This is a genomic window from Streptomyces sp. NPDC091289, assembly GCF_044757365.1.
Classification (GTDB): domain Bacteria; phylum Actinomycetota; class Actinomycetes; order Streptomycetales; family Streptomycetaceae; genus Streptomyces.
Genome location: NZ_JBIVUT010000015.1, coordinates 55,826 through 68,255, shown reverse-complemented (window position 1 = coordinate 68,255; position 12,430 = coordinate 55,826). Strand labels below are relative to the sequence as shown.

14 protein-coding genes are annotated in these 12,430 nt (G+C 68.8%); 7 read left to right on the top strand and 7 right to left on the bottom strand.

Features of this window, described 5'->3' with window-relative positions:
• Positions 1–74: 74 nt before the first annotated feature.
• Together ACIQPT_RS21070 and ACIQPT_RS21065 are read left to right on the top strand one after the other, a co-directional pair.
• Positions 75–893: a helix-turn-helix domain-containing protein gene (locus ACIQPT_RS21070; RefSeq protein WP_401157412.1), complete on the top strand. Its 819-nt coding sequence runs from the start codon at positions 75–77 to the stop codon at positions 891–893.
• The gene (locus ACIQPT_RS21065; RefSeq protein WP_401157411.1) at positions 890–1,129 is read left to right on the top strand and encodes a DUF397 domain-containing protein; all 240 of its coding nucleotides are present in this window, start codon (positions 890–892) and stop codon (positions 1,127–1,129) included. Before ACIQPT_RS21070 ends, ACIQPT_RS21065 begins: the two co-directional genes overlap by 4 nt.
• Positions 1,130–1,161: 32 nt before the next feature.
• Here the strand turns inward: ACIQPT_RS21065 and ACIQPT_RS21060 are convergent, their stop codons facing one another.
• Entirely contained in the window at positions 1,162–2,265 is a 1,104-nt protein-coding gene (locus tag ACIQPT_RS21060; RefSeq protein WP_401157410.1) for a sensor histidine kinase, read from the bottom strand.
• Between the two features lie 187 nt (positions 2,266–2,452).
• On the opposite strand from ACIQPT_RS21060, the gene ACIQPT_RS21055 reads away from it, so the two are divergent.
• The gene (locus tag ACIQPT_RS21055; RefSeq protein WP_401157409.1) at positions 2,453–3,031 is read left to right on the top strand and encodes a hypothetical protein; all 579 of its coding nucleotides are present in this window, start codon (positions 2,453–2,455) and stop codon (positions 3,029–3,031) included.
• A gap of 138 nt (positions 3,032–3,169) precedes the next feature.
• Positions 3,170–3,586 carry a DUF6336 family protein gene (locus tag ACIQPT_RS21050; protein ID WP_401157408.1) on the top strand — a complete coding sequence of 139 codons (417 nt, stop codon included), beginning with the start codon at positions 3,170–3,172 and terminating at the stop codon, positions 3,584–3,586.
• A 53-nt stretch (positions 3,587–3,639) separates the two neighbouring features.
• On the opposite strand, the gene ACIQPT_RS21045 is transcribed toward ACIQPT_RS21050, so the two are convergent.
• The 4 genes from ACIQPT_RS21045 to ACIQPT_RS21030 form a co-directional block, all read right to left on the bottom strand.
• Positions 3,640–4,230 carry a hypothetical protein gene (locus tag ACIQPT_RS21045; RefSeq protein WP_401157407.1) on the bottom strand — a complete coding sequence of 197 codons (591 nt, stop codon included), beginning with the start codon at positions 4,228–4,230 and terminating at the stop codon, positions 3,640–3,642.
• Positions 4,227–6,059, bottom strand: a complete 1,833-nt coding sequence (locus ACIQPT_RS21040; protein ID WP_401157406.1) for an alpha/beta hydrolase — start codon at positions 6,057–6,059, stop codon at positions 4,227–4,229. The genes ACIQPT_RS21045 and ACIQPT_RS21040 overlap by 4 nt, the downstream gene beginning before the upstream one ends.
• Positions 6,056–6,487 (bottom strand): hypothetical protein, encoded by a 432-nt coding sequence (locus ACIQPT_RS21035; RefSeq protein ID WP_401157405.1) that lies wholly within the window; start codon positions 6,485–6,487, stop codon positions 6,056–6,058. Before ACIQPT_RS21035 ends, ACIQPT_RS21040 begins: the two co-directional genes overlap by 4 nt.
• A 281-nt stretch (positions 6,488–6,768) precedes the next feature.
• Positions 6,769–7,485 (bottom strand): DUF6333 family protein, encoded by a 717-nt coding sequence (locus tag ACIQPT_RS21030; protein WP_401157404.1) that lies wholly within the window; start codon positions 7,483–7,485, stop codon positions 6,769–6,771.
• Positions 7,486–7,615: 130 nt separating this feature from the next.
• Between ACIQPT_RS21030 and ACIQPT_RS21025 the strand changes: the two genes are divergently transcribed.
• The 3 genes from ACIQPT_RS21025 to ACIQPT_RS21015 all read left to right on the top strand — a co-directional run bounded on the left by ACIQPT_RS21025 (position 7,616) and on the right by ACIQPT_RS21015 (position 11,460).
• The gene (locus ACIQPT_RS21025) at positions 7,616–8,281 is read left to right on the top strand and encodes a class I SAM-dependent methyltransferase (protein WP_401157403.1); all 666 of its coding nucleotides are present in this window, start codon (positions 7,616–7,618) and stop codon (positions 8,279–8,281) included.
• A 95-nt stretch (positions 8,282–8,376) separates the two neighbouring features.
• On the top strand, positions 8,377–9,555 hold the full coding sequence (locus ACIQPT_RS21020) for an alpha/beta fold hydrolase (protein ID WP_401157402.1): 1,179 nt from the start codon (positions 8,377–8,379) through the stop codon (positions 9,553–9,555).
• 138 nt (positions 9,556–9,693) lie between these two features.
• Positions 9,694–11,460, top strand: coding sequence for a DUF4157 domain-containing protein (locus tag ACIQPT_RS21015; RefSeq protein WP_401157401.1), 1,767 nt, complete (start codon positions 9,694–9,696; stop codon positions 11,458–11,460).
• Positions 11,461–11,496: 36 nt separating this feature from the next.
• Here the strand turns inward: ACIQPT_RS21015 and ACIQPT_RS21010 are convergent, their stop codons facing one another.
• A complete protein-coding gene (locus ACIQPT_RS21010) occupies positions 11,497–11,730 on the bottom strand; it encodes a hypothetical protein (RefSeq protein ID WP_401157400.1) in 234 nt (77 codons plus the stop codon).
• A gap of 38 nt (positions 11,731–11,768) precedes the next feature.
• A complete protein-coding gene (locus ACIQPT_RS21005; RefSeq protein WP_401157399.1) occupies positions 11,769–12,401 on the bottom strand; it encodes a class I SAM-dependent methyltransferase in 633 nt (210 codons plus the stop codon).
• Positions 12,402–12,430 lie beyond the last annotated feature (29 nt).

The window sequence follows — 12,430 nt, the reverse complement described above, 5'->3', positions numbered from 1 at the left end:
CGTTGCAGCGGACACGTACCGTGACCAGGGTCACAAGCAAGCTGTGGACAGCGGTGTACATACGAGGTGAGCCCGTGCACTCCAGTGATCAGCCCGAAAGCACCGCCGAGATGTTCGGGCTGCTGCTCAGGCACTTCCGCGAGCGGACGGGGCTGTCCCAGGAGCAGTTGGGCAAGCGGATCGGCTACTCCAAGTCCCAAGTGGCGATGGTGGAACGGGGTGCGCGGCCGCCGAAGGGCGTCTTCGTGCAGCGGGCGGACGAGGTGCTGGGTGCACAAGGTGCACTGATCGTCGCCGCACCGAAACCGCCGAAGAAGGGCAGCCCGCTGCCGGACTGGTTCAAGCCGTTCGCGGAAGAGGAGGCTGGAGCCACCGTTCGCCACGCCTACGAAACACACGTAATGCCTGGGCTGCTCCAGACCGAAGCCTATGCACGGGCAGTCTTTGCGGGGCAATACCCGACATTCGACGACAACGAGATCGAGGAGAAGGTAGCCGGTCGGTTGGCTCGCCAGAGCCTGCTCTCTCGCCGACCGCTGCCGGATATCAGCTTCGTGCTGGAGATGACAGCACTCACTCGGCCCATCGGTGGTCGACGGGTCCGCAAGGCGCAACTGCACCACCTCGCGTCGCTCGCTCAGTTGCGACATGTCCAGATCCAGCTAATGCCGGTGGACGTGGAAAACCACTGCGCTCTGGACGGACCGTTCGTTCTCCTGGAGAACGCGGAGCGTCAACGGATGGCCTACATCGAAGGCCAAGGGGGGAGCTTTTTCGTCACCCAACAGTTGGAGCTGGCAAACCTGTTCGGGAAGTATGGACTACTGCGGGCCCAGGCATACACTCCGGCTAGGTCCCGGGAGATGATCGAGAAGATGGCTGAGGAACTATGAGCACCGACCTCAACTGGCTCAAGTCCAGCTACAGCGGCAGCCAGGGCGGCGACTGCGTAGAGATCGCGCTCACCTGGTCCAAGTCCAGCTACAGCGGCAACCAGGGCGGCGACTGCGTAGAGGTAGCCACCTGCCCCCACACCGTCCACATCCGCGACTCCAAGGACCTCACCGTCCCCGCGCTCGCCGTCTCCCCCACCTCCTGGACGTCCTTCGTGGAGTTCGCCGCAGCCTGACAACAGGCCGACGCGGCTGTCACCGGCACCGCCTACCCTCGCGGCATGGCAGGCAGCACGGCGGTGAGACGCCAGCCGTCGCCACCGTACGGCCCCGCCGAGAGAGTCCCGCCGAGGGCCTGCGCGTGCTCGGTGAGCGCGGGGAGGCCGAGGCCGCCCCGGGAAGCGCGGCGGCGGGCCGGGGCTCGGGTGCTGCGGTCGTTGGTGACCCGGATCTCCACCGTGGTGGCCGTGGGCACGAACGCGACGGTGGCGCGGGAGGCGTCAGGGGCGTGCCGGCGGACGTTGGTCAGTGCCTCGACGACGATGCGGTAGGCGGCGGTGCCCGCCTCGCGGGAGAGCAGATCCGTGACCACCGGAGGCAGCTCCAGATACGCCTCGGTGGCTCCCGCCGAGGTGAAGTCATCTATCAGGGACTGTAGTTGGGAGACGCCGGGGAGCGGTTCGGTGGCGGCGGGAGCCTCCGGACCGTTCAGCATCTCCACCGTCCGGTCCATCGCCGCCAGGGCGCTCAGGCCCGCCTTCTCGATACGTTCCAGGGCGAGCATCGCCTGGGTCGGATCGGTGGCGGCGACGAAGCGGGCCGCCTGGGCCTGGACGACGATTCCGCTGATGTCGTGGGCGACGAAGTCGTGCAGGTCGCGGGAGAGCTGTAGACGCTGGGCGCTGCGGGCCTCGGCCACCGCGTTCCGGCGACGTGCTTCCTGGCGGCGGAGGTGGGCGCCTGCCGCCACCGCGCCGGCTGCGGGGAGAAGCCAGAAGGTGGCGATGCCGATGGATTCCAGGAAGGACTCACCGGAGACCAGCACCAGCGGCCAGACGGTCACCGCGAGGGCGGCCAACGGGAGGGCCGGCACGAGTTCGCGCAGGGGTGACCAGCGGGTGATCACGGCCAGGAGGATCAGCAGGAAGGCGACCTCCACCAGCTTCCAGGCGGAGCCGAAACCGGCCTGCGGCATGGTGGCGGTGGTGATCAGGGAGAGGGTCGCGCAGACCGTGGTCGGGTGGGCGAGGCGGCCGAGCCGCTGACGGAGTGCGGGGCGGGGGCGGGCGACGGCCCACACCAGCGTGCCCGCGGCCGCGAGCGACGGCAGGGCGCCGAGTGCCTGGGCGGCCGGGCCGGTTGATTCCCACATGGTGATCAGCGTACGAGCGCGCGAGGGGCGGGGCTCTCTGCCGAACGGCATAGACGGGCCGGGCGGCGGCGCGAACTCCGTGCCGGTCTCCGTGCCGTTCGGCGGATGTGATCGCGGGGTGCCGGGGCGAGGCTTCACGTGTGCCATCGGCCACGGCGGCACGAACCCCTTCAGTACGGAGGTCATCATGCGCAACACCGCAATCGGCGCCACGGCGGCCGTCGCGGGCACCGGGACACCCACCCCGGCTGCCGCACCCCACGTCCCCCGGTACATCCGCCTGGCGGCGCACGCCGCCGCGCTGACCCTGGTGCCGTCCGGGCTGTGGCGCATCGCCATCGCGTTCGGCTGGGACTCCGGCTTCACCGAGGAGTCCCTCGGCCCGGAGAACTTCCCCGGCACCGGGTCCTTCTATCTCATCGGCCTCAGCCTGCTGGCCGAGGCGCTCGGGCTGCTCACCCTGGGCCTGGTCCACAGGTGGGGCGAGGAACTCCCGTACTGGGTTCCGGTGCTGGGCGGCCGGAGCATCCCCGTGATGGCGGCGGTGATTCCCGCGTCGCTCGGCGCGGTACTCGTCACCTTCATCACGGTGACCGGCGCGTTCACCTGGAACGACGCGGACAACATGGGTGCCGCCGAGTCCCCCGACGGCTTCCACAACTGGCTGATGACCGCCTGCTATCTCCCTCTGCTGGCGTGGGGCCCGCTGCTCGCGGTGGTCACGGCGGCCTACTACCGCCGTCGGCGTCCGGGGCGTGGACGCTGAGGCCAGGCCGCACCACCTTGCGTCGCCGGCCCGGTTACGACACCGTGCAGACGCAGATGTAGACGAAGACGCAGACGCAGCTGATGCCGGTGACGTGGGAAAATCCCCGACGCGGCGGCGATGACAGGGAGCACGCGCATGGCCCACATGATCAGAGGTGCGGACGGGGTGCTCGAACCGCGTCTGCGACTGGGCGACGTCATGGCACGCGGAGCGGCGTACGGCGTGGGGGCCGCGGTCTGCGTGATCGTCGCCGCGTTCGCCCTGCGGGATCACGACGACCGTGTCGACCTGCTGGAGGCCGGCACCTTTCTGGGACTGCTGACCGGCATGGTCTTCTTGCTGATCGGACTGTTCTTCTGGGCGTGCAGCTCCGGGGACATCCTGCGCTGGCGTGACTTCTTCACGACCAGCGGTCCCTATGACGTGGTCTCCATCATCGGACCGTCCCTGGTCCGCGCCGGCACCTTCCTGCTGGTGCCTGTTCCGTTCACCTACGGCCTGGGCGAACTCGTCGCATCAGCGGCGTACGGATCCTGGCTGTGGGGGGCCTGAGGCACTCGGCTGCCGAATCCTGTGCAGCCGTGGGCCCATCGGCCCGCTCGCGGTCAGGGTGAGGGGGCAGGGCGCGGTACCGGAGACTCGGCGGACCAGAAGTCGGAGCGGACATTGGGGGTGGGGATCTCGCCTTCGTACGTGCGGCCGTTGGCCGTCTTCGTGGGCGGGGCCACCTTCGACTCGTCCACGCAGGGGCTCGTGACCTGAACGAACCCCTGCCCCTTGTAGCCGAAGCGAACTCTGATACCAAAGCCGTCCGGGGACGTGGCGTAGATGGCCGGCATGTCCTTGCTCGGATTCACTGTCTTGATCCGATAGCCACTCGCCTTCCAGGAACGCTCGACCACACCGAGAAGGTTGCCGCGGCGCTGCTCGGAGATGACCGTCATCACGGTCCAGTAGCGCGTTACGTCGCAGCTTCCGGTCGTCGTCGCGCGGTGGACCCAGTCGACCTCCGGCTTGATCGCCCCGACCGTCGCGTAAAACATCCTGTCGGCGCGCTCCGCCGCTCCCTGCATGTCCATGCCTGCCAATGCCCCTCCTCTGCCCTTGGCGCCGCCCGACAGCCCACACCCGGCGAGCAGTGCGCCGACCACGGCCATCGCACAGGCCAGTGGAATGGTCCCTGTGATGCGCCTCATCGATGTTTCTCCCTCACGATGTCCTCAGGGCGCCCGCCGACGATGCTGGCGATGTTGTCCGCCGACACATCGTCCAGTTCGGGAGTGAAGTACTGAGAGTGGGCCTTGAACCGTCCGGCCTCGAGGACCATCCTGGGCCCGTCGTCGACCTCGAAGCGCTGTGCTCCGAATGCCTTGCTCGCCGGGTCCTTGCCGAAGTACACATCGTCGTTGCCGTTGTCGAAGAGGTCACGTCCCACCTCGACCCCCACGGGGCCTCCCGGCGGGCCCCCCACCAGGCTTCCCAACGCCCAGCCGAGCGCCGCCTCGTCTTTCGAGGGCAGATGGGTGACCGGGTCGTTGTCGGCGGCACCGACAAACACATGCTCCTTGCCCACGCCGAGTTCCGTCGCCTTCTGCGCATCCACGCCAGGGCTGCCGAGCAGGATCACATCGTCGACGCCCGGGATCCCGCCGGACTCCTTGGCGGCCGTGCCGACGGTGAGCGAGCCGTAGGAATGCCCGATCGCCGTCACATGCGGGTCCTCGTTCGCATTGGTCGCGGACAGGCCAGCCATGAACTCGTTGTACGCCGGGGCGCCCCGTTGCGCATCGCCCCTCGACATCACATCCGCACTCTGCGGGGCGTCGTAGCCCAGCCAAATGATCGAGGCGATGGACGGGTCCACCTCCTCGGCACCAAGGGCCGTGTGCTCGGCCCGCTTCATCGTGGCCTTGACGAAGTCGCCGTCGAGCTTGGTGCCGAGACCGGGGACGTACGCCGCGACATGCCTGGAAGTGTCAGGGTTGCCGTACGAGACGATCGCGCGTCCGTTGCCCTCGTCCCCGATGCCCAGAAGGAACATGGGCGGGTGGCTCGACTCATTCAGTTTGCCCTGGATCATGCGGAGGGCGTCGAGCTTGGTCTTCGCCTCGTCGCCGCCCTGCCGCGCCAAGTCGTCCATGAGGAACGGCAGGTAGTTCCGGTTCGCCTCGTCGCGGACCACCGCAGGGATGCCATCCAGGTCGCCGATGAGATCCGGTGCGACCTTCAAGTACTCCTGCCGCTGTTCGTCGGTCAGACCGTCCCACCACTTCTTGCGCTCGGCGGGCTCCTTGTCCTGCGGGATGCCTTCGGCGAGGTGCATGCCCGCGGTGGAGCGGACGTCGGCGGTGTCCCGGAAGACATCCTTCAGCGTGGCCGCAGTGACATCGAGGCCCTTCTCCGCCCTCAGACCGTTGAGGGTCTTCGCGTACCGGGCGTCGATCTCCCGCGCGGTTCGTACGGCCCGCGCAATACGGTCGGCCACGTCCTGCGCCTTCTCCGCGTTCGGGTTCATCGGCTTGAAGCGCGAGTAGCCGGGGTAGAGCGGCTGCTGCCCCTGCGAGCCCAAGCCTGGCGGGTCCAGCGGGAGGCGGGTACTGCCCTGGGCCTTGCCGCCCGACGCATCCTGCTTCGCCCCGGTCGCATCTTCGACCTCGGCGGCCGGGTAGCTGACGGACCCGTCGTCGTGGACGGTGAAGTTCAGGGAGGCGGCATCCTCCAGTGCCTGCTTCAACTGGCGCTGCGGATCAGCGAGATCACCGGCAAGACCGTTGAGCGCCGTACGGACGAGGCCGCACTCGGTGTGAACGTACTGGAAGTTGCGGCTGAGGCGCCGGAGCCTGCCGAGGGCCGCTTCCGCTGTGTCGCTCTCCTCGGTCTCGCGGAGCTTCGCGGACATCGCGCGGTCGACTCGTGCCCGGTCGGAGGCCGAACGGCCGGATACCTCGTGCCACTTGTCGCCCGCCTGCGTGAGCTCGGAGGTCTTGAGGTCGCGCAGCAGCTGCCAAGTGAGGGTTCCGGTCATCGCTTCTCATCCCCCTCGCCAGGGCCGTGGACCCCCTTGAAGGACGTCTTGATCGCGGTCTCCGTCTCCCCTATCTCCGTGGCGACGGTCCGCAGGGTGCCCTTGAGCTGCTCGCATTCGTCCCGCACCGTCTTCAGGCGTTCCTCCCAGGACGTCAGCACGGCTTTGAGCGCCGTGACCGAGCTGAGGCCGGCGGCCCCCGCCTCGACGCCCTCGTGGCCGCGCCCGAGCACCGACCGGCTCGTCTCCGTCCTGGTCCGCAGATCGCCGGCGGTGCCGGAAGCACTGGTCCAAGGACCCTTGCTGTACTTGAGGTTCCCCGTTCCGCCCGCGCCGGCCCCGGGGTCGTTGGATGCCGAGGCGAGCCTCATCGCGGGCCCATTGCCGGTCGGCCCGAACAGCTCCTGCCAGCGCTCCGAATAGGACACGCCACTCCCCCGTCTGCCTGCGTTCCGTTTCTGCGCCTCGAGAGGCTAACGCAAGCCATGCACACGTACGCGATCGGGAACGGATTCCAGCCAAGGAAACCGCTGAACAGACGTGCTGGTCTAGCATTTGTGTTTGCATACGCATGGTGTGCGGCGCGACGTACTGCGTACCGCGCGGGGGCTACGGCCTGCGTGATCATCGCTGCGTTCGTCCAGCGGGAGCACAACGCCCGGGTCGGCCTGCCGGAAGCCGGCACCACTCCCGCACAGCACACGCGACCTCACACGAAGTACAGGGCCTCCATGCCCCGCACCGCGTCCTCGCGATGCCTCACCCGGAAAGCCGTTGCCTCCATCTCCTCCCACCCCCACGGATCCGACGGCCCCAACGCCAACCCCGCCAGCCGTGCCCACTCGACCTCGTTCGCGGCCTCGCGCAGGTCGACGCCGGCGTTGTCGAGCTGCCACCCCTTCAGCTCCAGAGACGCGATCACCGCGTGCGGGTCACCGGTGACGACGAACGGCTCGTCGCCCGGCCAGCCGGCGGCGTGGAACATCGCCCCGTCCGGCAGCCACACCAGGTCCTCGGTGTGCTCCATGGCCCCGTGGTAGGCGACCCGGCCCACGATCCGCGCACCGGGAAACCGCTCGCGCAGCGCCGTGGCCGCCGACCTCAACGGCTCGTCGTTGCCGTCGGTCGCGAACGCCGGGTTCACGATGCTCAGCATGCCGCCCCACGCGGCGGCGTGGACGACGTCCAGATCGGCCCGCACCGACGACGGCAACGGCGTCAGAACCGAGCGTGGACCGAGGTCCTCCAGAACCTCCTCGATGCCCTCGAACGACCCGGCGAACGCCCGCGCCTGCGCCGGGTTCTGGGGCGGCAGACTGCGCGCATCGAGATGGAACGGCGACTGGAACACGGTCAGTTGGCACAGGCCCATCGAGCCTCGCACCGTCCGGTCCCGTGCAGAAGTCCAGTAGTCGGGGGTGGCCATGCGGGCCACCGTAGTGGGCCGCAACGACACGCAGCCCGCTCCGGACCACCGGGCGATGCGGCGGCGACAATCCGGATGAGAAGCCTTCCCGAAGGGGGCAGGGCCCGGACCGGCCGAAGAGGAACCTGTCTTGCCCGCACACCACGACATCGCCGCCGAGACGGAGCTGTGGGACGCCTACGCCGCGTCCGCCTTCAAGGACGACGCGGAACCGGCCTTCTGCTGGACGCAGTACGCCGGTCACGGCCCCGGTCCGGAGTTGCTGGGCGATCCGCGGTCCGTCCTGGAGATCGGTTGCGGCACCGGTCGGGCCCTCGTGCACCTGGCCCGGCAGGGCGTGGCTGCCCGGGGCGTCGACCTCTCGCCCGTCATGGTGGAGAAGGCCACCGCAAAGTGGGGCGACACCGGGGCGGAGTTCGTCTGCGCCGAGGTTCTTGCCTACCTGCGTGGGCGGCCGGAGACGCGGGAGACCTACGACGCGGTCTACTCGATCTTCGGGGCTGCCTGGTTCACCGACCCGGGACGCCTCCTCCCTCTCGTACGCCAACGGCTCGCCCCCGGAGGCGTCTTCGTCTTCTCCCAGCCTCCGGCCATTCCGGGCGCGTACGGGCCGCAGGGCATGTACAAGGGCGGCTTCGCGGGCAGGGCGATGTTCACGTACCGCTACAGCTACCGGCCCGCGGTGTGGGAACGGCTGCTGACCCGGGCCGGGTTCGCCGTGGCCGCGGCCACGGTGCTGGACGCTCCCCGCCCGGGGCATATCGGGACGCTGCTCGTCCGCGCCGTCGCCCCCTAGGTGTACGGGGCGGACCGGTTGACCGGGCTTGCCGAAGCCGCGGTCCGCTGACGGTCGCTTGACCTGGACCGAGGTCCAGGGGCGAGGCTTGCGGCATGGGTGAGACAGATGAGCTGTTCGGTATCGCGGAGGTCTCGGCGTGGATCGGCCTGGCGCCCGACACGTTGCGGTACTTCGAACGTCAGGGAGTCGTTCCGTCGCCATCGCGCGACAGCGCGGGTCGCCGCCAGTACACGACGGCCGACGTCGAGCTGATCCGCATGCTGGTTCATCTCCGTGGGACGGGGATGCCCCTGGCCGATATCGCGCAGTTCACCGGCGCCGACGACAAGGTGGCCGATCCGGCCAGGCTCCGAGTGGAGTTGCTGACGGCGCATGGTCGCCGCGTCCGCGAAAGGCGCGAGGAGCTGGACCGTGCGCTCGATGTGATCACTCGGAAGATCGCGGACTTCAGTGACCGGATCACGAGTTCGGTGGAGCTGCTCGAACGACCGGACTGCACGATCGCCTTCGGTGTCCAGGGGGAGGGGCCACTGTTGTTCCTCGTCGGCGCGCCCGTCGGCCGGGCCGGTTTCGCAGCCCTGGCGCAGGAACTTGCGGGCCGGTTCACCGTCGTCACCCACGATCCGCGGGGCATCGGTGCCAGCCGTGCGGTCCCGGGGATGGCAGCGCCCACGCCCGAGGTCCTTGCCGAGGACCTGGCCGCGCTTGTCGACAGGTTCACCGGAGGACCCGCCCTGTTCGTCGGTACCAGTGGCGGTGCCGTGACGCTGCTGGAGCTGGGCAGGCGGCATCCCGACCTGGTCGGCCGGGCCGTCCTGCATGAGCCGCCCCTGGTGTCCCTTCTTGGGGACGCGGACCTGGCGGACCGGGCCGCGGCAGCGTTCGAAGCCGCGGAGGCAGATCCTCAGCGGGCCGTGCAGGAGTTCTTCGACCTCAGCGGCGCTGCTCACCGCACAGGACCGGATCAGACGCCTCCCGCCCCTATGGCGCTGCCCGAACTGCCCGTCGAGGAACTCACCAAGAACCGCTACTTCCTGGGGCGGATGGCCGGACCGACCGTCTTCTACCGCCCCGACATCGAGGCCGTCCGTCGCGTTTCGCTGACGCTGTGCGCCGGCTCGCTGAGCCATCACCAGATGGCGCGCCGGGCGACCCAGGCACTCGCTGAACTTCTGGAGCTGCCTCTGATCGATATGCCCGGCAACCACCTCGGCGCGAGCGCCGAGCCGGAAGAGTTCGCCCACGTCCTCGGGCTCCTGCTCGAACCCTGAACACATCCCCCTGCGAGGTTGCCGCCCCTCGCGCCCCGTACCGCACGGTCAGTCAACTGTGCCCCTGAGGACCTGGAACCGGTGCCGTGCTCACGGGTATGAAGGAAGAGCCCCTCCCTCAGCAACGAAGAGGCCCCCATGCGCAGCCAGGCCGGTTCCGGAAAGACCCCTGCGGCAGACAGGACCGCCCAGACCCGCACGCCCCCGTCCGCGGGCGGAGTGCCGCCCACCGGTCTCCTCGCCCAGCAGCGCAGTACCGGGAACGCGGCCGTCGTGCAGATGCTGCGGGCCGCCGGGCACCTGCCCTCCCAGGACCGGCACGAGCACGGCGAGGGCTGCGGACACGAACAGGCCGGACAGGCCGGACAGGCAGCCCCGGCCCCCGTGCAGCGTTCCGCCGTCCACGGCGTGCTGCGGGGCGCGGGCCGGCCGCTGGACCGTGCCACCCGCACCGACATGGAGGGCCGTCTCGGCGCGGACTTCTCCGACGTACGCATCCACAACGACGCCGCCGCCAAGGCCTCCGCCGCCGAGATCGGCGCCCGCGCCTACACCTCCGGCAGCCATGTCGTCATCGGCAACGGCGGCAACGACAAACACACCCTCGCCCACGAACTCACCCACGTCATCCAGCAGCGCCAGGGGCAGGTCGCGGGCACGGACACCGGTGACGGGCTGAAGGTCTCCGATCCGTCCGACCGCTTCGAACGCGAAGCCGAAGCCAACGCAACGCGGGTCATGCGCAGAGCATCAGGGTCCTCGGAGGCGGCTCCCCCGACCGCCACGGACACGAACAGCGCCCAGGACGGTACGAAGGCGGTGCAGAGGGCGAGTTCCACGACGACGGAAACCGCCGAGGTGAACAGATATCAGCCCTCGAAACCGGGCGCCCCGTCGTTGCGGGATCTTCGCGTCAAGCGTCCGCTGACCGTCAGAGGTGCCATCCAGCCCACAGGAACCAGCGGTCGGGGGTCCGCTCCGGAACCCTTGTCGGTGACATCCCTGCAATCGGCCTACAAGGACGCGCTGAAGCAACACCACGCGACGGCCGGCACACGCGTCCCGAAGGGCACCACCCCGAACAACGCCACCGTCTGGAAAGACCTTTTCGGCGGGGCGGGTTACGACCGCGGACACATCATGGGGCTGGAAGTGGGCGGCAGTGATGTCGCGGACAACATTGTCCCTCAATGGTCACTGAACCAGCAGTCGGGGGAATGGCGCGAGATCGAGAAGAATCTGGTTGCCCTGGGGTCCGGACAGGTGACTTTCACTCCGCACTATCCGGCTGATTACGGAAACTACCGGGCTGTGATGATCCCGACGAGCGTGGACGTTCAGATCCAGGGGGGCTCCGGAGTCACCTGGCAGAACGATCCCAACCTCAATGACTTGTTCCGATCGGGGCAGGATCCCGAGAGCCCGGCCGAGTCGTATCAGTACGCCAAGGATTCCAGGCACGGAAAGGGGTCCATCACGGTCGACGAGGGTCAGATGCATGTCCTCGCGGCGACTGCGCATATGTACGACAAGGTCGTTTCCGAAACGCACAACGACTACGTGAACCAGACGAATTCCGGCCAGACACCCGGCCCTTCCACGTTCGATTCGCTGATGCAGAAGGTGAACGTGAGCTCCGTCCCGAAGGGGACCCGAGAAAAACTCATCGACGTATACATTCAATGCGGCTGGGTCACCAAGTCCGGTGCCAACTACATCATCGATGATCCAAGCTTTGCCGACTACTCCTCCAGCAGCGAGAGCGGGACCGAGAGTGAGAGCGGAAGCGGAAGTGACACCGACGTAAGCATGGGATCGGCCGGCAGCTTCGTGGCCAATGTTCCGTTCAGCCAGATAAAGCTGGGCAATGATTCCGGATCGGACAGTGACTATATGTCCGAGTGAGAGCCGATCCCGAGGGCCGAGCCCGGCCGGAGTCGCTCAGGTCGACGGATGAGTGGCTGTGACCAAGCGGCTCAAGGCGGGGATCACGCTCCGCAGGTCGCCGCCGTCCACCGCGTCGGTCGCCGCCGCCCGCGCTCCGGCCGAGGCGTCCAGCTCGGAGACGTGTCGGTTGTCCAGGCCGCCCGAGGCGTAGGCGTCCTCGGCCCTGGCCAGCTCGTCCCGTTGGCCGAGGAAGCCGGCCAGGAAGACCGACGAGCTCGTACGCTGCATACGCCCGTAACCGCTGCGGTGCCGTGCGGTGCGGCACGTCATGCCGACTCGAGCACCAGGCGGCTCCAGCGGACGTCGTCACGGCCGTGAAGATCGGTGCGCTCGCCACGGTGCACCGCCCGCAGCCCGTGCGTACCGCCCAGCCCGACCGTCTCGGCGGCCGACACGTCGAACATGCGGCGGCCCTCGGGAACGGGACCGTGGCGCAGATTGACGAAGAACCGGCCGCCCGGCGCAAGCAACGAGGCGATTCTGGCCATCGCCCGCCGACGCTCCTCCGCGTCCAGGTGCATCCACACCGCCGTGGCGAAGACGGCGTCGAAGCGGCCCGGATGCCCGTGCAGCGGCAGGTCCGGAAACGCGTCGTCGGCCCAGTCGACCCCCGCACGGTCACCGTGGATCCGCTGCCCGTGCGCACGCAGCTCCGCGGTCGGCTCCGCCGCCACGACGCGGTGCCCCCGGGCCGCCAGCGCCGCGGCGTCCCGCCCGGTGCCCGCGCCCACGTCCAGGATGCGGGCGGGTGTGGCCGGAAGCAGTTCCAGCACGTCGCGGTGGACTTCCTCGAAGGTGACCTGCTCGTACTGGACGGCCAGTTCGTCGGCGGCTTCGGCGTACCCGGCAGTGCTCCTGGCCGGGGCGGTCGCGTCCCCGGGAGCCGCATGTTCATTCATGGCAGGAGGCTAGCGCCCCGGGAGCTGGG

Coding starts and splice junctions, on each gene's coding strand:
- ACIQPT_RS21065 (WP_401157411.1), top strand. CDS start 890: ATGAGCACCGACCTCAACTGGCTCAAGTCCAGCTACAGCGGCAGCCAG.
- ACIQPT_RS21060 (WP_401157410.1), bottom strand. CDS start 2,265: ATGTGGGAATCAACCGGCCCGGCCGCCCAGGCACTCGGCGCCCTGCCG.
- ACIQPT_RS21055 (WP_401157409.1), top strand. CDS start 2,453: ATGCGCAACACCGCAATCGGCGCCACGGCGGCCGTCGCGGGCACCGGG.
- ACIQPT_RS21050 (WP_401157408.1), top strand. CDS start 3,170: ATGGCCCACATGATCAGAGGTGCGGACGGGGTGCTCGAACCGCGTCTG.
- ACIQPT_RS21045 (WP_401157407.1), bottom strand. CDS start 4,230: ATGAGGCGCATCACAGGGACCATTCCACTGGCCTGTGCGATGGCCGTG.
- ACIQPT_RS21040 (WP_401157406.1), bottom strand. CDS start 6,059: ATGACCGGAACCCTCACTTGGCAGCTGCTGCGCGACCTCAAGACCTCC.
- ACIQPT_RS21030 (WP_401157404.1), bottom strand. CDS start 7,485: ATGGCCACCCCCGACTACTGGACTTCTGCACGGGACCGGACGGTGCGA.
- ACIQPT_RS21020 (WP_401157402.1), top strand. CDS start 8,377: ATGGGTGAGACAGATGAGCTGTTCGGTATCGCGGAGGTCTCGGCGTGG.
- ACIQPT_RS21015 (WP_401157401.1), top strand. CDS start 9,694: ATGCGCAGCCAGGCCGGTTCCGGAAAGACCCCTGCGGCAGACAGGACC.
- ACIQPT_RS21010 (WP_401157400.1), bottom strand. CDS start 11,730: ATGCAGCGTACGAGCTCGTCGGTCTTCCTGGCCGGCTTCCTCGGCCAA.
- ACIQPT_RS21005 (WP_401157399.1), bottom strand. CDS start 12,401: ATGAATGAACATGCGGCTCCCGGGGACGCGACCGCCCCGGCCAGGAGC.